The 21,698-nt window shown below is 49.4% G+C and carries 15 protein-coding genes; 6 read left to right on the top strand and 9 right to left on the bottom strand.

What is annotated here, in order from left to right; genetic code table 11:
* Positions 1-97 precede the first annotated feature (97 nt).
* On the bottom strand, positions 98-817 hold the full coding sequence (locus HMPREF1492_RS00815; RefSeq protein ID WP_035434974.1) for a hypothetical protein: 720 nt from the start codon (positions 815-817) through the stop codon (positions 98-100).
* A 567-nt stretch (positions 818-1,384) separates the two neighbouring features.
* On the opposite strand from HMPREF1492_RS00815, the gene HMPREF1492_RS00810 reads away from it, so the two are divergent.
* The 6 genes from HMPREF1492_RS00810 (at position 1,385) to HMPREF1492_RS00785 (ending at position 8,815) form a co-directional block, all read left to right on the top strand.
* Positions 1,385-1,987, top strand: coding sequence for an MptD family putative ECF transporter S component (locus tag HMPREF1492_RS00810; RefSeq protein ID WP_035434972.1), 603 nt, complete (start codon positions 1,385-1,387; stop codon positions 1,985-1,987).
* Positions 1,987-2,721, top strand: coding sequence for an energy-coupling factor transporter transmembrane component T (locus HMPREF1492_RS00805; protein ID WP_051479324.1), 735 nt, complete (start codon positions 1,987-1,989; stop codon positions 2,719-2,721). Before HMPREF1492_RS00810 ends, HMPREF1492_RS00805 begins: the two co-directional genes overlap by 1 nt.
* A 7-nt stretch (positions 2,722-2,728) precedes the next feature.
* On the top strand, positions 2,729-4,234 hold the full coding sequence (locus tag HMPREF1492_RS00800) for an ABC transporter ATP-binding protein (protein ID WP_035434969.1): 1,506 nt from the start codon (positions 2,729-2,731) through the stop codon (positions 4,232-4,234).
* Positions 4,221-5,195 (top strand): helix-turn-helix transcriptional regulator, encoded by a 975-nt coding sequence (locus HMPREF1492_RS00795; RefSeq protein ID WP_035432571.1) that lies wholly within the window; start codon positions 4,221-4,223, stop codon positions 5,193-5,195. Before HMPREF1492_RS00800 ends, HMPREF1492_RS00795 begins: the two co-directional genes overlap by 14 nt.
* 103 nt (positions 5,196-5,298) lie before the next feature.
* Entirely contained in the window at positions 5,299-7,059 is a 1,761-nt protein-coding gene (locus tag HMPREF1492_RS00790; protein WP_035434968.1) for an ABC transporter ATP-binding protein, read from the top strand.
* Positions 7,060-7,063: 4 nt separating this feature from the next.
* On the top strand, positions 7,064-8,815 hold the full coding sequence (locus tag HMPREF1492_RS00785; RefSeq protein ID WP_035434966.1) for an ABC transporter ATP-binding protein: 1,752 nt from the start codon (positions 7,064-7,066) through the stop codon (positions 8,813-8,815).
* 196 nt (positions 8,816-9,011) lie between these two features.
* Here the strand turns inward: HMPREF1492_RS00785 and HMPREF1492_RS00780 are convergent, their stop codons facing one another.
* The 8 genes from HMPREF1492_RS00780 to HMPREF1492_RS00745 all read right to left on the bottom strand — a co-directional run bounded on the left by HMPREF1492_RS00780 (position 9,012) and on the right by HMPREF1492_RS00745 (position 20,696).
* The gene (locus HMPREF1492_RS00780) at positions 9,012-9,614 is read right to left on the bottom strand and encodes an MptD family putative ECF transporter S component (protein WP_035434964.1); all 603 of its coding nucleotides are present in this window, start codon (positions 9,612-9,614) and stop codon (positions 9,012-9,014) included.
* 70 nt (positions 9,615-9,684) lie between these two features.
* Entirely contained in the window at positions 9,685-10,395 is a 711-nt protein-coding gene (locus HMPREF1492_RS00775; protein ID WP_084054945.1) for an energy-coupling factor transporter transmembrane component T family protein, read from the bottom strand.
* Positions 10,371-11,924, bottom strand: a complete 1,554-nt coding sequence (locus tag HMPREF1492_RS00770) for an ABC transporter ATP-binding protein (protein ID WP_035434962.1) — start codon at positions 11,922-11,924, stop codon at positions 10,371-10,373. Before HMPREF1492_RS00770 ends, HMPREF1492_RS00775 begins: the two co-directional genes overlap by 25 nt.
* Positions 11,921-13,639: an ABC transporter ATP-binding protein gene (locus tag HMPREF1492_RS00765; protein ID WP_035434960.1), complete on the bottom strand. Its 1,719-nt coding sequence runs from the start codon at positions 13,637-13,639 to the stop codon at positions 11,921-11,923. Before HMPREF1492_RS00765 ends, HMPREF1492_RS00770 begins: the two co-directional genes overlap by 4 nt.
* The gene (locus tag HMPREF1492_RS00760) at positions 13,633-15,393 is read right to left on the bottom strand and encodes an ABC transporter ATP-binding protein (RefSeq protein WP_035434958.1); all 1,761 of its coding nucleotides are present in this window, start codon (positions 15,391-15,393) and stop codon (positions 13,633-13,635) included. The genes HMPREF1492_RS00765 and HMPREF1492_RS00760 overlap by 7 nt, the downstream gene beginning before the upstream one ends.
* A 147-nt stretch (positions 15,394-15,540) precedes the next feature.
* Positions 15,541-16,110, bottom strand: coding sequence for a TetR/AcrR family transcriptional regulator (locus HMPREF1492_RS00755; RefSeq protein WP_051479323.1), 570 nt, complete (start codon positions 16,108-16,110; stop codon positions 15,541-15,543).
* A 722-nt stretch (positions 16,111-16,832) separates the two neighbouring features.
* Positions 16,833-17,423 carry a Fic family protein gene (locus tag HMPREF1492_RS00750; RefSeq protein ID WP_232215575.1) on the bottom strand — a complete coding sequence of 197 codons (591 nt, stop codon included), beginning with the start codon at positions 17,421-17,423 and terminating at the stop codon, positions 16,833-16,835.
* A 306-nt stretch (positions 17,424-17,729) separates the two neighbouring features.
* Complete coding sequence (locus HMPREF1492_RS00745; protein ID WP_035434955.1) at positions 17,730-20,696, bottom strand: AAA family ATPase; 2,967 nt, start codon at positions 20,694-20,696, stop codon at positions 17,730-17,732.
* Between the last annotated feature and the right edge of the window lie 1,002 nt (positions 20,697-21,698).

The following is a 21,698-nucleotide window of genomic DNA, read 5'->3' as shown; positions in this document are numbered from 1 at the left end:
CCTACACTCAAGATCACAAATTAGATCTTAACGGTATGGCACGAACACTACTTGAAGACTTAGTTGAATAAATAATTATTAGCTCCTACTTCTACATTTAATTTATTAATCCGAGACCCTCAAAGTAGTCATAAAGTTCAGTTTTATACTTTTTAACAATTTCGTTCGCTCTCTTATTCCATGAATCATATATACGTTGTATTTCATCAATACAACCTTTCTTATCTTTTGATCTATATATTTTTAATGGATCATCTAGTATTTTGTGCGATGACAAACCATGAATCTCTAAAAAGGATTCATATGTAAACTTCTGAAAATACTCTTTAGCATTATTTATAGCCCCTGTACGTACTTTGTTTAAATACTCATCTAGAGAATCATAGGATCTGAATTCTGTAATCCTTCTTCCGTGGCACATGGGAATTACCCAAAAATTAGCTAAACAATGATATTTTGATTCATATTCAATTAATTCTTCAGGCCATTTTTCTTTTGGACTCCGACAATTTTGTGACTTGTCACCCAAAATCACATTCGCGAGTGAATTGAATGAATGTATAGTGTCTCCCATATAATTATCATTTTTGTAAGATCCATCTTCATTTAAAATTTCTCCGCCATCATTCTTTAAAAGGTCTTCATAGATTATCTTATAAAAACCCACACTAAAATCTGACATATCTTCATCTGCAATACTTTTATACAGCTGTGGACTGTATATAACATTATCTTCCATATATATTTTAGAAACTTTTTTATCACATTTGATAGGAGTTAGTAATATTTTATAAACTTGTTCTTCTTTTTCAGTCACTTTATTTTCTCCTTAAATTCTACTTTTACCAGCATTTTTTAAAACATCTCAGAAAAACGATGAGAGTCTTTTCTATTATTTATTAGTCTATTCCCGTTTGAGCAACAAGTATCACTAAAAACTCAATTATTTAATAGGTCCTATTCAGACCTATTTTTCTTGATTATAGTATCAAATAGCATCAATCAGAAATTTTTTAAGCTTTTATATCGCTAAGATGTCGTATCTTCAATAATTTTTATCACAGAAATATATTTGCTATTCTCCACTTATAGATTTATATTCGAACGTCCGCTAGCTCGACGAACTCTAATCACCCGATTTATTTATTCTCATCATTAAAAATCATCTCGAAATGGAATACATCTGACGCTCATTGTTAAGTTCGCATACGGATTGAATTTTAAATAGATTATTCGTGCTCCGAAATACCTTTTTCACATAAAAATCTCACAAAAATTACCGTGCGATACAAACGGGACATAATGATACAAATGGGCTATTGACTGAGTTTCTCTGTGTCTATCCTTTATAAGTTAGATAGAGCTAACCGAAAGGAGACGCATTATGCCTGAAACACCCTCAGTCAAGAAAAAAGGGCTGCAACCGAAGGATCTTATAAACATCGGTATCTTCACCGCTCTCTACTTCATAATCATCATGGCTGTGGCAATGCTGGGCTACGTTCCTATATTCATTCCATTGCTCTCCGTCATCTGCCCGCTTATCGGAGGCATTCCGTACATGCTCTATATCACAAAAGTAAGGCATTTCGGAATGGTTTTCATCATGGGAACCATCCTCGGACTCCTTATGGGTCTCGGTGGCATGGGCGTATATGCCTTTATTACAGGGCCAGTATGTGGTCTTCTCGCCGACCTTGTCCTCAGAAGCGGTGACTATAACAGCGCAGGACGCGCCATAATTTCACACGGAGTCCTGAGCGTATGGTTGATAGGCAACTATATTCCCATCGTCATGAATCGCGCGAGCTACTTCGCAGGTATCGCCTCTGGCTACGGACAGGAATATGCCAACGCCCTCTCCAGCTACATTCCTGACTGGAGTCTCCTACCTCTTGCTCTTGCTGCATGTATCGCGGGGTGTATCGGAGCCGTCATCGGCAAGAAACTCCTCCACAAGCACTTTGAGCGAGCCGGCATCGCATAATGAAAAAGGGGCTGTTCCTCTCAACTGCCAATAACCGAGGACTCGTGCTTGATCCCCGCACTAAAGTGCTTGCCACACTTGTCGTCTCAACAATTATGCTTGGGTCTTATAACGTGGGGCCTCTCCTTGTAATTAAGCCGCTGCTTATTGCAACACCTTTCATCATGCTAGCCCTCTCTCACCATTTCCGCTCAGCAATCACCTACCTCACGTTATACGGGGCTGCAAGCGCTGTGGCAGCAATCGCGGAATCATGCCTCACTGGAGTTGCTCTCTTTGCCACGCTCGGCATCTCGGGAATCGTAAGGCAGTTCGCCCCTGGTATTGCCATGGGAACCTGGCTAGTCACAACCACGTCAGTGAGTGAGTTCATGGCAGCATGCGACCGCATGCACATGCCTCAGGCCGTAGAAATTCCCCTTGTCGTAATGCTTCGATACTTCCCAGCAATAGCCGACGACTACCGACAGATAGCTGCTGCTATACGCATGCGCAGCAGCAAGACAACCAGAAACCCTATCTCTGCCATCGAGAATTGCCTGGTACCGCTGCTTGTCTCGGCAGTGCGAGGCGGAGAAGACCTCTCTGCCTCAGCGTTGGTACGAGGGCTTGGTGGACCAACAGCTCGCACAAACATACATGAAGCGCGTATGCGCGTACGAGACTGGATAGTAATCGCCTTTCTCGCCATAGCTGCTATCTGCGCGGTAATCACGCCATTGCTCTACTACTAGGATTGAAATGATCGAGATAAAAAATGCGTGCTACCAATATCAAGCAAGCGAGAAAAACAGCCTCTCCGAAGTCAACCTTAACGTAGCCCCTGGTGAAGTAGTCTGTCTGACGGGTGCCTCAGGATCTGGAAAGACAACCCTCACAAGGCTCGTCAATGGCCTCATCCCCCATTATTATGAGGGGAAACTCTCAGGTAAGATTGAGGTCTGTGGTCTTACACCTTCCAACCACGAGCTTTGGGAACTGGCGCCAAAGGTCGGATCAGTCTTCCAGAATCCTAAGACCCAATTTTTCTGTTTGGATACAACTGGTGAACTGGCATTTGCCTGTGAGAACCAAGGAATAGCACCCGACAAGATACGCACACGCTTAAAGGACGTCGCCAACGCGCTTGAGCTCACAGATCTTATCGACCGCAGCTGCCTCTCACTTTCTGGTGGAGAAAAACAACGCGTTGCCTGTGGCTCGGCCACTATGCTTGACCCAGATGTTCTCGTCCTTGACGAACCATCCTCCAACCTTGACTTCGCTTCCATAGGACTTCTCCGAAAGATTGTCGCAAAATGGAAGGCTGAGGGCCGCACTGTGCTCATCTCCGAACATCGACTCCATTGGTTGGAGGGCATCGCCGACCGCATTATTGTGATGCGCTCAGGCAGCGTGGAACGCGAGATTAACTCCAAGCAATTCTATGCATCCACTGCTGCCGAGGCGCGAGTGCTTGGTCTGCGTGCACCAACCTTCGCAGCTATTGCAGCTGAACAGTGCTGCGCACGATGCGAGAAGAACGAGTTTGTAGAAATACGTGATATGAACTATCACTACCCGCAGTCGAGCCGCGGCATCAACGTTTCTCGCATCGCCTTCAGGCGAGGAGGTGTCACAGCCATCATCGGAAGCAATGGTGCTGGAAAGTCTACCTTCGCACGCTGCATCTGCGGTCTTGTGAGCGGTTGCAAAGGGACCAAAGATGTTGGAGAAGGTCCTAGCCCATTCTCAAGCAGACCAAGGAACGGCTCCTTGGTTATGCAGGACGTGAGCCATCAACTTTTCCGAGAGAGCGTATTTGATGAGGTACTCGACTCCACGAGTCGTGCTGACGAGCACCTTACCCGTACTATACTTGCATCGTTGGACTTATCCGACCTGGCACAACGCCATCCGCTGTCGCTTTCAGGAGGCCAAATGCAACGCGTTGCCCTCGCTACAGCACTTGCATCAGGTCGCGACCTACTCGTGCTTGACGAACCTACCAGTGGACTTGACCTTGCCCATATGGAACAGGTTGCTGCAAGCGTTACCGCAGCAGCGGCGGAAGGACGAGCTGTCGTGGTTGTAACACACGATCCTGAGTTCATCAGGGCATGTTGCACCGACTTTGCCCGCATGGAAGACGGATTGTTTGTAGACCAAGGCGCGCTCGACGCTGCGGGCTGGTCAAAGGTGCTGTCATTTTTTGAGAATACTCTTCAGAGAAACGAAGAGGATTGGAGACACGATGGACATTGCTAACTATGCTGACATGGGTGGCAACGTCCGTCGCGTGACGCACGATACAGATCATTCTGTATGGAGGGCGGAAGGTACTGACGGACAGGGCATCATGACAATGCATGACGTCATGCCTGGAATTACCCTCATGTTCAATGACTTCACAAGCGTATGGAACCTTGAGTCGGGCTTCAAACTTACCCCAGGATCACGCATGCTCTGCCTGAACTATTGTCGAGAAGGAAGAATTGAGTGGGAGTCTGGGACTGACTCATGCCTGTACCTTGACGTAGGTGATCTTGGCATTGACGATCACGCAAGACATGAAAGTCTCTTTCGGTTTCCGTTTGGACACTACCGTGGTGTCACCGTCTGTCTTGATCCCGACATAGCAGATAAATCGCTGCAATCAATGTTTCCCGAGGGCTTTCCTGTAAGTGTTAAGCAGCTCTACGAGAGGTTCTGTTCAGGCGATGAACCAAGTGTGCTCCGTAGCGGACCGTCGGTCGAGCATATTTTCTGCGAGATATATAACGCTCATGACCGCTTTAGAGATGCTTACCTAAAACTTAAGATTATGGAGCTTCTCTTGTTTCTCGGCAGTAATATTCCTGAAGGCGGACGTATTGGACAGTACGGTCTCACACGTGCACAGGTTGATAAGGTAAAGGAAATAGAGCGAGCTATAACCTCTGATCTTTCTTCCCATAAGACACTCAAAGAGCTCTCACAAGAGTTCGAGTTTCCCTATGCCAGTATGCAGCGGTGGTTCAAGGAGGTTTATGGCACCAGTGTGCACGTATACCTCACACGCTATCGCATGGCACAAGCTGCAACCCTCCTCCGGACAACCTCCAAGCCAATTGGTGAGGTGGCATTTGAAGTCGGATATACCAATGCCTCAAAATTTGCTTCCACATTCCGTAATGTCGTTGGCATGGCACCTGGCGATTACCGTGAAAGCGCTGGGCAAGAAAGATAATCCACCCACATAGATACACTTGGAGCTAGCCGCGACAATCGGGCTTTTCTCATGCAACGAGCTATGAATACAATTTGCTCATACTCGTCGTTTGGGAGGACCCATGGACCCTAGCAAAAAGAAAAAGAGCAGTTGGATACAGCGGCTTGCTTCATTTACACGCGGACAGCGTCTAAAACTTGGAGCCTCGCTGTTATTTGCTGTGGTAGGTGTTGTTGGAGGCATTGTTCCCTTTTTTGCCGCCTACAAGTTGATTGCGCTTTCAATATCAGGCACCCTTGCCATCAGTGAAGTTGGACACTGGGCACTCGTTGCCCTTCTCGGAGTGGCAGTTCAGACAATAGGCTATCTAGCCTCAACATCGACATCACACAGCGTTGCCTACCATACGCTTGAGAACTTGCGAAACGCCGCTTGCAAACATCTTGCTGCATGCTCCCTCGGCGATGTTCAATCAGCGCCCTCTGGAGCACTAAAGAAAATAATCATTGACGATATTGAGCAAATGGAGCTGCCCATTGCCCACGTTATCCCGGAATTTACCAGCAATGTGCTTCTTCTCATCTTGTGTTTTGCAATCATGTGCTCAATTGATATCCGGCTTGCTCTCTCTATGCTCATCGCACCAGCCTTGTCAATTGTGCCTCTTTCGCTCCTTTTTAAAAACTTTGAACGAGACTATGCAGCGTACTGGACAGCAAGTGAGCGCGTTAACTCAACACTCGTTGAATACATCGATGGCATCGAAGTCATCAAGACTTTCAACCAAGCCGACTCCTCGTATGCTCGCTTTCGTAACGACATTTCTGAATTTGAGAAACTAACGCTTGCCTGGTATAAGTCTGCTCGTGTCCCCATGAACGCCATGTTTGCAATACTGCCAACGCTTCTTCTGGGTGTTGTACCAGTTGGATGCATTCTTGTAGCTTCGGGCAGTATCGACGTAGCTCAGATGGCTCTTGCATGTATGTTGTCAATCGGCGTCATTGGTCCTCTCACCAAAATTACCCAGTACACGAACATGTTCAAGGAAATCGAGAAGGTAATGGACAGCGTTAGTAAGCTGTTAGAGATGAAACCCCTACCCGAAGTCTCCTCTCCCGCAATCATCACATCACACGATGTCTCATTCGAGAACGTCAGATTCTCATATTCCAACGAAGAAGTACTCCACGGAATCTCTCTTGAAGTGCCTGAAGGTACCTCATGTGCTCTGGTGGGACCGAGTGGTTCTGGAAAGTCAACAATGGCCAAGCTCATTGCTCGATTCTGGGACGTGGGATCAGGAGCAATCCGCATCGGAGAAACTGACGTGCGCGATATACCACTTGATCAGCTAGCTGGTCTTGTAAGCTTTGTGACTCAAGACAATTTCCTCTTTGATCGAACAATCTTTGAAAACGTAAGGCTCGGACGTGAGGGCGCAACTGACACCGAGGTAGAGCGCGCGCTTGCCGCTGCGCACTGTGAAGAGTTGGCAGATAAGCTTGCAAATGGATTTGAGACCCTTTCCGGAGAAGCCGGAGGAGCTCTTTCGGGTGGAGAACGTCAGCGCATCTCTATCGCACGCGCCTATCTGAAAGATGCACCGATTCTTGTGCTCGATGAGGCAACTGCGTTCATAGACCCCGAGAGTGAGGAGCTCATTCAACAGGCACTCTCAGAACTTGCACGTGGAAAGACGCTGATTGTAATCGCGCACAGAATCTCAACGGTGCGTAATTTTGACAAGATAGTAGTCATGGATTCCGGAAACATCGTCGCTGAGGGAACACATACGGACCTCCTTGGTTCAAGTGATCTCTATCACCGCATGTGGGAAGCACATATCTCCAATGGAACTCATGAAGTGAGAAAGGGGTAGCGTAATGTTTAGTGCGCTTATAAAAGTGGTGCGTTGGACGGGCAACAAGAAAACGCGAATTCTCTTTGGCTTTGCATACTCTTTTCTTATCTCACTTGTTTCTGCAGCACCCATCGCTATTGCCGCCTGGGCCATGTGCGGGTTTCTCGGCTTATCAAATGGCGAGAAACCCGATCTTAAAATTGCACTTACGGCTGGACTTGCCATTATTGCTTCGATTGCGCTACGCGCAGCACTTATGTGGTTGAGAGCACGAGCCGAGGAAACCGTAGCTGCAGAACGTTCCAACGAGGTGCGTTTACGTATCGGAGAAGCGCTGAAACGCGTCCCTCTTGGTTACTTTGACAATCACCCATCAGGAGAAATTCTATCGGCACTCACAACCGAGCTGTCATTTGTGGAAATCCACGGTATGCGCATGGTAGACATGCTTGGCAACGGATATATAACCGCAGCTGCAATGGTGGCGTTTCTCGCCTTCATGGATCTGCGGGCCTGCATCCTCGCATTGGCTGCAATTGCGGTAGCAACGGTGGTGCTGGAGCTAATGTTCAAAAATTCCGCACGTTTGTCGCCCGCGCAAAATGACGCACGCGAGGATATGGCTCAAGCAACGTTGGAATACATCCACGGTATGCCCGTTGTTAAGAGTTACCGTCAGGTAGACGCTGCTGTTTCAGCAGTACGCTCCGCATACGCACGTTCTAGAAATGTAAATCTCAAAACCGAGCTTGCTTTCCAACCCTTCAACGCCTTGCTTCTATTTGTGACACGCAGTGCTTCGATTGGCGTCATTGTTATCGTATGTATCTCTTTCCTGAATGGAACGATATCTCTTCTTAACTTCTGCACGCTAGTGATGTTCTCCTTTATGCTGTTCCAATCAATCGAGGCTTGTGGTGATGCTGCCTACGTAATTGGACACATCGGAGAAGTTATCGACCGTCTTGACACTATCGAATCCGCACCTGCAATCGATGACAATTGCAAAGCTGTGAAACTTGAGCATCACAACCTTGAGATGCATGACGTCTCATTCGCTTACGGAGATGGACCTCTTGTGCTCAACGGAATGTCTTTGTCCATTCCCGAAGGAACAACTGCAGCTCTTGTTGGAGGAAGTGGTTCAGGTAAGACAACTGTTGCCAAGCTGTTTGCACGTTTCTACGATGCAACAGGCGGCTCCGTACGCATAGGAGGCCACGATGTACGCGAGCTTTCGTGCGACAGTATTCTTGCGGACTTCTCCATGGTTTTCCAAGATGTCTATCTTATGGATGACACGATTGAGCGTAATATTGCCTTAAGCAGGCCAGATGCACAGTTTGAAGAGATTGTAGAAGCAGCAAAGGCCGCACGCTGCGATGAGTTCATAAAAGCTCTGCCCGAGGGTTATAAGACAAAAGTTGGAGAAGGTGGAGCTCGACTTTCTGGAGGCGAGAGACAACGCATCTCAATTGCTCGCGCAATTTTGAAAGATGTGCCTCTTGTTGTTCTTGATGAGGCAACGGCAAGTGTTGACCCAGAAAACGAAGCAGAGATTCAAGCAGCTCTTGCCCAACTCTGTAAAGGAAAAACTGTGCTTGAAATCGCGCATCGTCTCTCAACAATTGAGGAAGCTGACCAGATTTTCTTCCTTAGAGATGGACGTGTTGCAGAACAGGGCACCCATGAGGAGCTTATCTCGCACAGTGGTCCCTACCATGACTTTGTTGAAGCTCGCTCGCGTATTGAAGGCTGGCAGATTTCTAAGTAATAGGCATGCTATATGCGAAGTTTTGGGAAATAAGCACAGATGAATGAACAATTAGAGTCACCTGCTCTTGAACTGCCTCCCATTTCTTGGTCATAAGAAATAGGAGGCAGTTCAGAATCCCCGATGCTCTTTAGGTCATCAGCAGCCATGGGGCTATCCTGTCCCATCTCTCGATTTTCTTGTTGCGAGGCGTCCCTTAGACAATCCCCGCCTTCTCAAAATGCTTCCTCATGATCTTTAGCGAGACGAACGCACCGACAAGGCTCGTTACCACCGTAAGGACAACCATTCCGACGTACATGGGACCCGAGAACATCGCGACGAACTGCGCCATGGTCTCATCGGTGAGTCGCAGTATTTCTTGGCGCTCGGAAAGATACTGAGCAGCTGAAAGGTATATGGGAAGGGTGTAGAGCGCCGACTGCAGTGTGCAACCGACAACGTAAGCCGCAACGAGGCCTTTCCTGTTCGAGTACCCGATCCGCGTGGCAACCACCTCCGCAAGAGCCCAGCCCGCGATACTGCCGATGACACCGAAGACGTTTGCCGCCATCAGGCCGGGCAACACGTTTATGGTCCCCATGATGAGGAAGGTCCCAGTCTTCCTGACTTTTGCGGCAAGGAGTAGATAGGCTATCGATGTGAAGAAGCAGACAATGGGTATGTTGGCGACTGTCCCCACAACAGTAAGACCAGCGATACCTCCCACTACGAAGAAGATTAGGAGAGACAGCGCTCCGAAGACACCAATGGATACGAGATCTCGAGCCCCTATGGCCGAGGTTCCGCCTTTTTTCATAATGAGTCCTTTCTTCCGTTCTGGTTTAAGACATACAAATTTGACGAGACAAGTCTCATCCTGAGTCCCTCTATCGCGGCCCAAATTGAAGCCACACAAGCACTCCGGTTGCCAGGAGGGTTAAAGCGGCCGCCACGGCGTCCTTTCTTCCGAAAGACAAGGGCTGCAGCACCGTTGCTTGGGTCTCGCCGTCTAAGCCGCGGGCAAGCGCGGATGCCGCCAGCTCGTCAGATACCCTTACGCTCCTCATGAGGAGCGGAACTATCAGAAGCTCGCATGTGAGAGCTAGGTGTCGGAATGCGAACCCTCCTCCTGCGAGCACGCGCCGCGTTTTTAGGCTTTCCATAAGATGCGAGGCGTCCCTGCGTATAGTTGGGAAGAACCGCAGAATGACCATGCATGGAATGAGAATTGCCTGCGGAGTTCCCATAGACTGCAGCGCAGCGAGAAGATCCTGCATCGAGGCCAGTTTAGAAAGGGAGACGCCCAGGAGAGCCAGAACTACAAACTTCTGGGCCATGTAGCTCAGCATGACCACAGCGGTCATAAGCGTTGTGCTTCCGGCCCCCTCGGCAAGTGCCATCACGGCGGCTATGAGGCCATAGGCGGCAGATAGAGCGATGCACGGCCGCCATGCCCCGGAGACGAGCGCACATGCCGCACCGATGACGCATGCCGCATGGGCTGCTTCTGGTCGATTGGAAAGCACTGCAGCAGTGCCCAGAAGGCAGGTTGCGAGCAGAGCCGTCCGCGGGTCTATGCGTCTGCATGAGCGCCCCATTGCACACCTCCTTTACAAAGCGATCTCAAGAGCCTTTCTCGCGACGAGCCGTCAAGGGCGAAGTCGTCAACGATGAGTCCACCGCTCAGATGGAGAATGCGGTCACAGGCAGAGAGGAGGAACTCAGGATCGTGAGAGACGGCGAATACGACGCTTCCCGATTGTGCGAGCGATCGGATCGCAGAAGAGACTCTCTCCATATTCTCCCTGTCCAAACCGCTCGTTGGTTCATCGAAGAAATAGGTGGCAGTCTCATCGACGAGGGCACATGCTATTGTGAGGCGCTGCTTCTGCCCTCGCGAAAGCGTTGCGGGATGAGCTTCCCTCATATCCCATAGCCCCAGCTTTCTGAGTGCTCGCTCACAGACATCGGCGTCTCTCCGTCCACCCAACGAAAGCTCTCCCAGCACGCTATCGGAGAAAAGCTGGTAGTCGGGATCCTGCATGACTAGTCGGATGCGCCCCAATCGCTCCTTTGGCGAAAGGGGTCTGCCGTCTACGGACACGGTGCCCTCATCCTCTTTCTCAAGTCCGCAGCACAGACGCGATAGAGTTGTCTTCCCCGCACCGTTTTCTCCTATGATTCCGATTACCTCGCCGAATCGGGCGGAGAAGTTCAGCGGACCGATGGTGCGAGGGTCGCGCGGTGTCGATTCGGCACTCCTCGTCGAATGCTGTGAGCCGTATGAGAACGTAAGATTATTTATCTCGAAGGCCGCATTCTCACACTTTGACAAGGTCGGCTTATGGTCAGGCATAGCGTTTAGCGCCGACTTCAGCTGCAAGTTCCTTAGACCCATATGGGCGAGTGTGGAGTCGCCAAGGGACAACGCGCTGGCCGCGTCGTATACGTGGGATACGATACCGTCTTCGATGACGACCATCCGGTCGATGAGATCAGACAGATAGAAAAGTCGGTGCTCCAGAACGATGACAGTCTTTCCCTCACGTTTCAGCTCGGATAGTGTCTTCCTGAGGGTCTCCACGGCTTCCATATCGAGGTTTGCGGACGGCTCGTCGAAGACGTACACGGAAGGCCCCATCGCATAGCAGGAGGCTATGGCCACCAGCTGCATCTCTCCACTCGAGAGCTCGAACACGCTCCTATCCCGCAGACGCTGAATGTTCATGCGTCGGAATGCGCTTTCGACCCGCTGCGCCACATCGTTGCGTGGCAGTCCCGCGTTCACGCAGCCGAATGCCACCTCGCTCGTCGTGTCGGTCATGAAGAACTGGCTACGCGGGTCCTGGAAAACCGAGCCGACCATCTTTCCGATGTCTCCGATTTCCATCTCGCGAGTTTCCGTTCCGCCGACTCTCGCCGTTCCTTCCAGCTCACCCTTGTAGAAATGAGGAATAAGACCATTTATGAGCCTTGCGACCGTGGTTTTCCCGCAGCCGCTTCTTCCTGTCAGGAGCACAAACTCGCCTTCATGGATATCCAGGTCGACACTGTGGATAGCATCGCTATCCTTCCCCGCGTATTGGAACGTCACCTTGTCGAGGGTTATATGCGCGAAGGCGCTCATTCCTGGCCCTCCGTCTTGGCCCCACGTTCCCAGAGAGTCCGATAATAACCGGTGCTCTCCTCGAGGAGCTGTTCGTGGGTACCCCTCTGCACAATTTCCCCCTGTCGCATCACGATTATCTGGTCTGCAGAGCGGATGGTGCTCAGATGGTGCGCCACCACGAGCACTGTTCTGTTCTGCGCGAGCGCAGAAACGGCTTTCTGCATAAGCACCTCGTTAATCGGGTCCACACTGCTCGTCATCTCGTCGAGTACGAGGATGGGGGCGTCTTTTAGAAACGCCCGAGCAACAGACAACCTCTGCTTCTGCCCGCCTGAGAGACCCACGCCGTTCTCCCCGATGAGCGTCTCGTAGCCCTGTGGAAGCGACATCACGAACTCGTGGATGCACGCCTTCTTGGCCGCCTCCACCACTTCCTCGTGCGTCGCATCAGCCTTGCCTATGCGGATATTACCCTCAATGGTGTCCGCGAAGAGCCGTACATCCTGCATAACGATGCTGATAGAGGCAAGAAGATCGTCGTAGGGGATGTCCCTCACGTCCACGCCGCCGATGCTCACGCTTCCCGCATTTACGTCCCAGAATCTCAGCAGAAGGTTGGTCAGTGTGCTCTTGCCCGACCCGGACTCGCCTACGAGTGCTGTCATAGTATGTTCGGGGACCGTAAACGTTGCCTCGGGCAACTCAAAAGAGTCCCTTCCATAGGAGAAACGCACCTGATTGAACCTAATCGAGTGCGACGTAGGCACGCGCGGCTCATCGGGCTCGGGGACAGAGGACGCTCGGATAATCTTCTCTATCCTTCGGAAGCTATCCCTCACCTTGAGATAGTTCATCCAATGCGACTCCATTGCAAAGAAGGGCTTGTAGAACTCCACGCTCGCAATAATGAAGCCGATGTAGACGAACAGGGGCAGAGAACCACTCTGCACGAGCAGGGCACCGCACGACGCCATGACTACGAAGGCAAGGTCCGCTACCAGACTGTAAGCGGACAGGACCAGCGCTATGTTCCGCGACGCTGCCTTGCTGCTCTCGCCGAAGTTCGCCACCGTTGCCTCGAGCCTGCGATCGAGAGCCTCACTTTCGGCAAAGGCCTTCAGCAGTGGGATGCCCTTCACGTACTCGACGAACAGGCTCGTCATGTCCGCCGCGTCATCCCCGCATCTTCTTTCGAGGGTTTGGGCCTTCCTCAGTCCTGCTGCAAGGAGCGCAAGCGCAGCGGGCAAGGTTGATACCGTAAGTAGCGCCATGCGCCAATCAACGAGGACCGCAGCCACGAGCAAAATCGCCGCGACGATGAAATCAGCTGCCATCCTCGTCCATAGGTGCCCCACCACCATCTCCATGTTATCGATGTCCTTATGAACAATATCGCCAATCTCGCCTAGTCGCTCCCCCGTGTAGAAACCGAGGGAAAGCGACTTCAGCCGCCTGACGACGGCGATCCTGATCTCAAGCACAAGGTCGAAACCCGCACAATGCTTCTGTTTGTCTGCCACAATGCTGCTTGCTCCTTTGATGAGGAGAAGGCAGATGAGCGCCACCCAGTAGGGCGCAAGGTCGACCGGTCCATCCAGGACCGAATAGATAGCCGCGAGGATAACGAAGGCCATTGCCACGCTGGTTAGTGCATAAATCGTGAATGCGGCGATGCTTATGAACATCATGCGCCGGCCAGCGGGGGTCATCCGTTCTAGGATCTCTCTTACCATGATGCGACCTCCCTGATATCCCAGTTGTCCACCTGCTTTTGCTTGGCAACCATCTCCTGATAGAGAGGACAGGTAGACATAAGTTCTTCGTGGGTTCCAGCCCCGGCGATGCGGCCTTCCCTCATCACGACGATCTGCTCCACTCCACGAACGGCGTTCAGGTGGTGGGCTATGGTCACGACAGTCTTGTCGCGAGACAGGTCGTCTATCGCCTCCTGTATGAGGGCCTCGTTCTCGGCGTCGACCGCGGCCGTCGCTTCGTCAAGGATGATGATGGGGGCATCTTTCAGCATCACTCGGGCGATCGAGATGCGCTGGCGCTCGCCACCCGAGAGCTGAACGCCGCCCTCGCCAGGAACCGTAGCGTAACCGTGCGGGAGTCTGGAGATGAAGTCGTGGATACGCGCCCTTTTGGCCGCCTTGACCACCTCCTCATGCGTTGCTCCTGGTCGGCCGATAAGGATGTTTTCCTCGATGCTCTGGTTGAAGAGGAACACGTCCTGCTGGACTATGGAGAAGAGTCTCGACACCTGCCTTTCGGAAAGTTGGGAAAGGTCCTGTCCACCCACAGTTACGCGCCCGCTGTCAGGTTGCCAGAATCCCATGATTAAGCTCGCGAGGGTGCTCTTCCCGCATCCCGAGGAACCTACGAGCGCGTTGGTGCTTCCCCTGCGGAACACGAGGTCTATCGAGTCGAGAGCCTGCTTCCTCTCGTTGCCGTCTTCCTCGCTCTGCGGGTAGGAGAACGATACTCCGTGCAGTTCTATGTCTCCCATGCGAGGCTCCTCGGAGCTCTCGATGAGGTTTGGAGGCTTGACGCCCAGCACCGATTCAATGCCCGTCATAGCCTGGTCGAACATGAAGCGGTAGTGTTGCAGGGTCGCCGTTTTGGCCACTGAGGAAGTGAAGGCGGCTGCGAGCACCATAGCCAAGATAAGACGTTCGATGGATATGCCGCCCGTGGAGAGAAGCCACGTTCCCACAATCAGCACGAGTACCGTTCCGAACTCCATGAACAAAGCGATAAGAGCCATAGGGACCGAGACATCGTTCATCGAGCTCGTTGCCCAGTTCACGTAATCACGCGCCGCCCCGACCGTCTCATCGGTCTTGCGTTCTTCCTTTCCGAATGCTTTGACAACGGCTATATTGGCGACGTATTCCATAAGGCTGTTCTGCATGCGGGAGGCGTACTGGGCTACTATCTCGAAGCCTCTCGCCCAAGAAGGCGCCGCCGCCTTCTTCACGAGCCACATAAGGGGCAGACCTGCCATCATGCACAGGGCAAGCCGCCAGTCCACTGCAAGCATGAGGACGAACGCGGCGGCGGGGAACAGAGTGGCTGAGGCCGATTCGGGTAGCCCGTGGGCAAGGTACACCTCCACCTGCTCCACGTCATTACGCATGACGTTCGCAAGGTCCCCTGGCCTTCTGATCTGAAAGAAGCCGAGAGGGAGCTTTTTCAGATGGCGCACGATGCGCAGGCGGATGTCCGTCAGGCACGAATACGCCACCAGATGTGCTTTCCATGTTGCCGTGTACATGCACAACGCCTTCGCCACCACACATGCCGTCATTCCCGCAGCGACATAGGCAATTGCAGCGGGCGAGAGGGACCCTTCCAAAAACAGGTGGACAAGGAAGATTACGAGAACTGTGGGAACAAGCCCAAGAACCGCCCTGGTCAGAAGCAAGGCATTAGCTAGCCGGCTTTTCGCCGTCATCTTCCTGACCAGCTCCCTCTTGTCTTTCATAGAATCTCTCCTCCAATATTAAATTTAGATTCGATATTGTAAGTAGATTAAGCCCTATCTCAGTTCGACTAGACTAACTATATCAATATTGAATCAAAATTCAATATTGAATGTCAGGGTATCCGAATGGGGTGGCAGAAAATTCTGTCACAGGGAGTTCACTCCTTCGTAATAGCACTGGGCGATGAGCGCAAGCATCTCACGAGCTTCATTCTCACTGCTGTAGTGGCGGGCTACCTCCATTAGGCTCTCCACGAAGTTGCTTGCGAGCACGTGGACGAGCAAGTCCGGGTAGCGCAAAACTGCACGCTCGTTCACCATGTATCGGATGTGTCGCTCAATGCTCTCGACGAAGTCGTCCTTCGCATGCTCGTAGGCGGTGCCCTGGCTCTTGTCGATCAGGATAACCAGCAACTTGTGATGGGCTAGCATGTTGAGCAGGGGTCCCTCGGCGGCAATCTGATACCTCTCAGAGGGCGTATCCGCAATGATAGATTCTTCTTCACGTGCAATCCGATTGAAGTCGAAGGGAGCAGACGAAACGACGCCCTCGAATAGCTTTTCCTTGTTTTTGAAGTACGAGTACAGCAGGCTTACCGACACGTCTGCGAGCTTCGCGATGTCCTGCAACTTCGCGCTACGGAAGTCCTTCTCGTAGAACACCTGGACGGCGGCGGCAAGTATGCGCTCGCGCACCTCTTCCTTGAGAACCTGCATGATTTTATCCTCAAATCCTCTCAATGCTGAATATTAATTCAGTATTGTTTATTCTAGGCGACACCGAACGAATGTCAAAGAGTGGGGATACGGTACCAGCGAACTATGCATAGCTCATTTTCGACCATTTAGCTTAAAGTATTACGTTTAATTGGTCTGTTCGCCACGACACACAAGACCGCGCCGTTGTGGATTTCAGCCCCTAGAGTGCCGTAGCAATGCCAAGGCGCCCCTGCCAGTCCCTCTGTCCCATTTCCTGTTGTATGAATGCATCGTTTGCTGTTGGGACAACAGGGTATGGCTGAGACGGTAAACCTCACATCGGCATGCCTACTGAAACTGAAAGCTCCCATAGAGCCTATTCCGTTTTTCGTTGCCTGCGCCCCGATGGATGTCACAAAAAAAGAAAACCGCAATAGCCTAGGAGGCGACATGGTGAGGGCAACGGCAACACTCTGTTCGTGATGTGGCCCGTGCAAAAACCCGTCCTGCCACAAAACGTCTATTCCGTGGCAGAGGTCGCGAGGCTGCTGGGGTCAAGCCGATTAAGATCTACCACTACGCGAAAGACGCGATAATCCCCCCTCCTCTGAGGAAGTGGCAACGGCTCACGAGGGTCTTTCGTTATCCTGGAGGAGCTCATCGACTGCCTGTGTAATATGATGATGCCTATTAATATAGTTCAGCAATACAGCGTTAAGGCGAGAAAAGAGCAGTTAAACTTACTTATCACCGTACGCGATTCGGAAGTAATCCAGCGTGGCTTTAAATTGATCTTGAGCTGTAAGGCACGTATCAAGAAGATAGCCGTTCTCCTTATCCCACTTAGAGAGCCCTCGATAATAGAAAGACTTCATGTCATCAGTAATGACAAACGGAACAACGTCATGAGCAAGGCATTCTTTAAGCATAATCAACCTACCGACACGTCCATTGCCGTCTTGGAATGGATGAATGCGCTCAAAACGAACGTGATAATCAACAATGTCTTCAAAGGTATGAGAGCTGTTTGAGTTATATGCCCTTAACAGCGATTTCATCTCTTTAGCAACATTTTCTGGAAGAGTGGTTTCTCGCCCACCGACCTCATTTGGTAAGCGTTTGTAATCTCCAACAGCAAACCAATCCTTTACAGAATCTGTAGTTCCCGTTTTAAGAATACGGTGAAGTTCTTTGATGATGACCTCTGTAAGAGGGTCTTTTGCATGTTCAATCACATAATCGATAGCGCGGAAGTGGTTCTGAGTTTCTACAATGTCATCAATATGAACAGTATTTCCTTCAACGCCGATAGTAGCCGTTTCAAAAATCATGCGTGTCTGATCGAGGGAGAGCTTGCTTCCCTCAATGTGATTAGAGTTATAGGTAAGCTCGACCTGGAGCTTATGGTAAATACCGCCCTTTATTTGAACTGCCTCCCATTTCTTATGTCCAAGAAATGGGAGGCTTTTATGCGAGTGGCTTTATGTTTTGCACGTTACTCGTTCTCAACAGGCTAAAGTCCTGAAAAAGCAGGCGCCATTACGACGCCTGCTCAAAAGCACGAGAAATAGATACAAAAATGACATAGTCAGGACATTCTCGTTGAAACAACTACCAACTACACAACCTTCTCAACTCTACGCAAAACGCATAGAGGGTTTTGATGCTAAGGGAATATCGATTTTAAAGTCGCATCCACGCAGCTCCATAAGCTGCTTATCGTCAATAGGCTTCTTGGTAGAGTTAATTTTCTCTGCTGTCTCAACAGCTTCTGCAGATCCGACGTCCTGAACGGCAGTCCCAGCCAAGACAGCATTTACACGTACAGCCTGTGCCACCATAGCGTCCTCAAGCATCGTACGAACTACACGAGCATTACCAAAGTTTGGCAACTGCGCCGCTGTGGCAATCTGTTTCTCAAAACGAGGCAATACATCATCCGCTAAAGTAAATCCAAGCTCACAAGCCATAAGATTCAAAATTTGACCTAGCTCATCAATCGAATAATCAGGAAACCGAATCTGTGTCTTTATTCGAGATGCAAGCCCTGGATTGCAGCTCATAAAATCAAGTATTTCTTGCTCATAACCAGCAAAAATTACTACCACATCATTGCGCATATTCTCCATACATTGAACGATAGTATTGATCGCCTCATCACCATAACTATGCGACCTGTCATCAATAAGCGAATAGGCTTCGTCGATAAAAATTACTGAGCCTCGAGCTTTCTCAAATAATGCCTGCACTTTAGGTGCCGTAGATCCCACAACAGTGCCCACCAAATCGGCACGACCGCACTCGTAGAAATCACCTACCGATAAGATGCCTTCATCCTTCAAGATCTTTCCTATCAGACGTGCTACCTCAGTTTTTCCAGTACCAGGATTGCCGAGAAATGCCATGTGCATCGGTAAATAATCAGACTCAAAGCCATTGTCGCGCCTATACTTTTGCACTTTCGCGTATGTAAGGCGTTCAAATATAACCTGCTTTACCTTATCCAATCCAATTAAATCTGCAAGCCGCTCTTGTGCAGACTGACTACGTGCATCCCGTTTTGATGTCTGTCCTGCGAAAACTTCTCCAAACTGAGCAATGGCATCGCTGTCTGCCAAAGACACAATATCGCACCCTTGTAACATCCCAAGCTCATGCTTAAGCTGCAGGGAATCGCTCGCATCTGCATATAAATGAGCCAATCTCAGCTGCTGGGCACCAAGCGAATCTTCAAACAGCTTGCGCACAAATCGTGCATTACCCTGATCTCCTCGGCGACCAGCACCAGAAAGCTTATCCCGTACACAAGTACGCGTCTCATCTGTCAAAGCTACCTGCACATGCTTTGCCATCAACTCAAAGATCTGTTCCAGTTCTTCCGTTGTATAGTCATCAAACTTCATAGTGAAGCCAATACGCGACCTAAAACCGGGATTTGTATCTAACAGTTGTTCCATATGACGAGAATATCCAGCTAGAATAACTACCGTTTCCTCGCGGTTGTTTTCCATACCAGCTATCAACGCCGCCACTGTCTCAGGATAGCCAATTAACGTATAAGCTTCATCGACAAACAGCACCGAGCCACGTGCCGCCTCAAATATCTTAGGAACATTACTGGGACTCAGCTCTGAACCAGAAATAACAACCAAACGGCCTTCTCGCAAAACACCTTCATGATGCAGGATTTCTCCATACAGTTTTGCTACCTCAGTTTTTCCAGTACCAGGATTGCCGGAAAACACCATATGCATCGAGAAGTTCCTTGTGGGCTGTCCCAGCCTTGCAAGCGTGCGGTTCATTCTAATACGCAAAACAATATCTTGAATCAGCTGCTTTTGTGCTGATAGGCCAATCAGCTCCTGCAAACGCTGCATAGGATCTGCCTGTTTTATCGGAGACTTCAGGTACGTATGATACGCATCTCGATACAAGGGATAGACTTGTTGTGTCTGCGACAGTGTCTGCCAGTCATCAAATATTTGCGTTACCGTGCGATCGCTGCGGTTAAATTGATATTTTGCAAGTAATGACTCCATTGATGCAGACGGCTCTACCCCACGACGTTTTGCCACTTGTACAAGCTTGTCATATGCATCCGTCTGATTCCAAACAGCCAAACCTTTCTCATATTCTATAGTCACCACAGGAGCCTGTATCTTATCCGCTAAGCGCCGCATATTCGCCTCATTACCTGCTGCAACCATAAGCACTACTTGCACACGATTGAGATGATTGTTAAGAAGCCCCATAAGCTTTGTAAGTGCTTGATACTTACGGAGGTCAAGGTCCCTATCATTTTGAGACTCGGAATATTGAATAAGTAACAAATTGTCTTCAAAGCAGCTTACGAGGTTATCGTTAAGACACTCTATAACCTCGCTCCTGTATGCGCTATCCCATTGAGGGCAATCAAAATTAAGCTTGTACACGTGTGTTGAGGGAACACGGCCAGCGTCTTGTAACGCACTGGCCAATACATTAAAACCCTGCATACCAACAGGAGAACCTGCGCCTTCCAAAATATAATGCACGGGGAAATGATTGTACTTTTCACTATCTGCAGCCACTGCATCAGCACTCTCATAAATGCGTTGCACTTCTTTTGCGAGGTTCTTACCAAATTTTGATTGCAAGGCATCCTTCAATAATGTGTCTTTGCCATGCACTGTATCAATAAATGATTCCGTAGCAAAATCATTAGACGATTTAAATACCTCATAGAACTCATTTGCACCCACGACGCTCAACATGGAGCGCAGGGAATTCAATCCCTGCGTGGTGGCCTCACCCAAAACTTGCATGGCATTGCTCTCTTTAACCGAAAGGTTTTTTCGCAAATCCTTATCGAAACCGAAATTCCAAATTTCGCATGCTCTTACAACTTGATCCTTCACGAACTCCGTATTATCAACAAACGGCTTGCTATATACGATGACACAAAACGATAGTGGACTTCTAAAGCCAAAGTGTGATTCGTACACAGCCACAAAACTTTCTTTATCCAGCTCGCTGTATAAAAATGAGACGCTCTCTGCCGTAGGTCGTTTAAAATCCGAATCCATATAGTACTGGTGCGCTACTTCTACAATGTACGTTCTCATACTCTCTCCTGCCTGCTCGCTCGCTATTCGTTGATAATTACCGTGCTCCATTCCAATACACAGAGTTGAACGTCAAATTTTACGTTTTCATATAGCCTCCTAAATTGAGCAGTGACCAGTGACGTGGCGAGAAACCCGTCCATCAAGATGCGTTAATGTCTCTCATTGCAAGACACAACGCATATATGTAGATATAAGTTGTAGGTATTAGTAATACTGTTAGTTAACTACGGTCAGGTTTTTATACATTAACAAGCCAAACAATCTGTTATTCCAACCTTGTTGTTTGCTTACTTTTACCTCACCGTTTACTGAAATTACTTCTCAATAGGTACAGTAGCGAAAGTTCCTGTTGTATCTCTTTGCTCGAGCATAAGCTCATCCAAACTAGAACTGTCAAAATGCACCGGCAGATATAGGTGCACCCGCCTCATTTCTGAACATTGAATCCTCTGTATACGTTTGAACCCAGACGACGCCATGCATACCCCTTTTCTCTTTGTATCCTTTGCGCCTTTACGTGAACAAGCGCTCGGGACACCTACTGTTTTGACAACAAATAGACAAAAGGTAACAAATAGTACTTTTAACTAAGGGACAACAACAAAACGAGGCCAATATATACGAACACAAAAATCGCTTCCAATAACGGCGAGAGCGATTATACCCACTGTCTAAAGTATTATTCAGTTCTTTTCAAATATTTTTTCTATCGTGGGATTCGTTATGCATTCGGGTATTCGGTCCTTGGCGAGAAAATCTGTCTTACCTTCAATTATATAGGTAGGGTTATTTATTTATGCAGGTATATATAGGTGTAAAATCTAAGAAAGTTAGATTGAGCTTAATGGTCTTTTAGTATTAAACCTTATAACTAACTTCTATGTCTACATAAACAACTTTATTGAAATTGGAATGCTCTGATTCGGCAATGCAGTACGGTTGTGTCCCGAAAAGTGGTGTAAGCAAGCATTTCAGGTGTTTAAAAGAAGTGCGGTTATT

The sequence above is a fragment of the Atopobium sp. BS2 genome (genome assembly GCF_000565075.1).
Classification (GTDB): domain Bacteria; phylum Actinomycetota; class Coriobacteriia; order Coriobacteriales; family Atopobiaceae; genus Lancefieldella.
The sequence above is the reverse complement of the archived record's forward strand: the minus strand, read 5'-3'. Positions and strand labels throughout refer to the sequence as shown.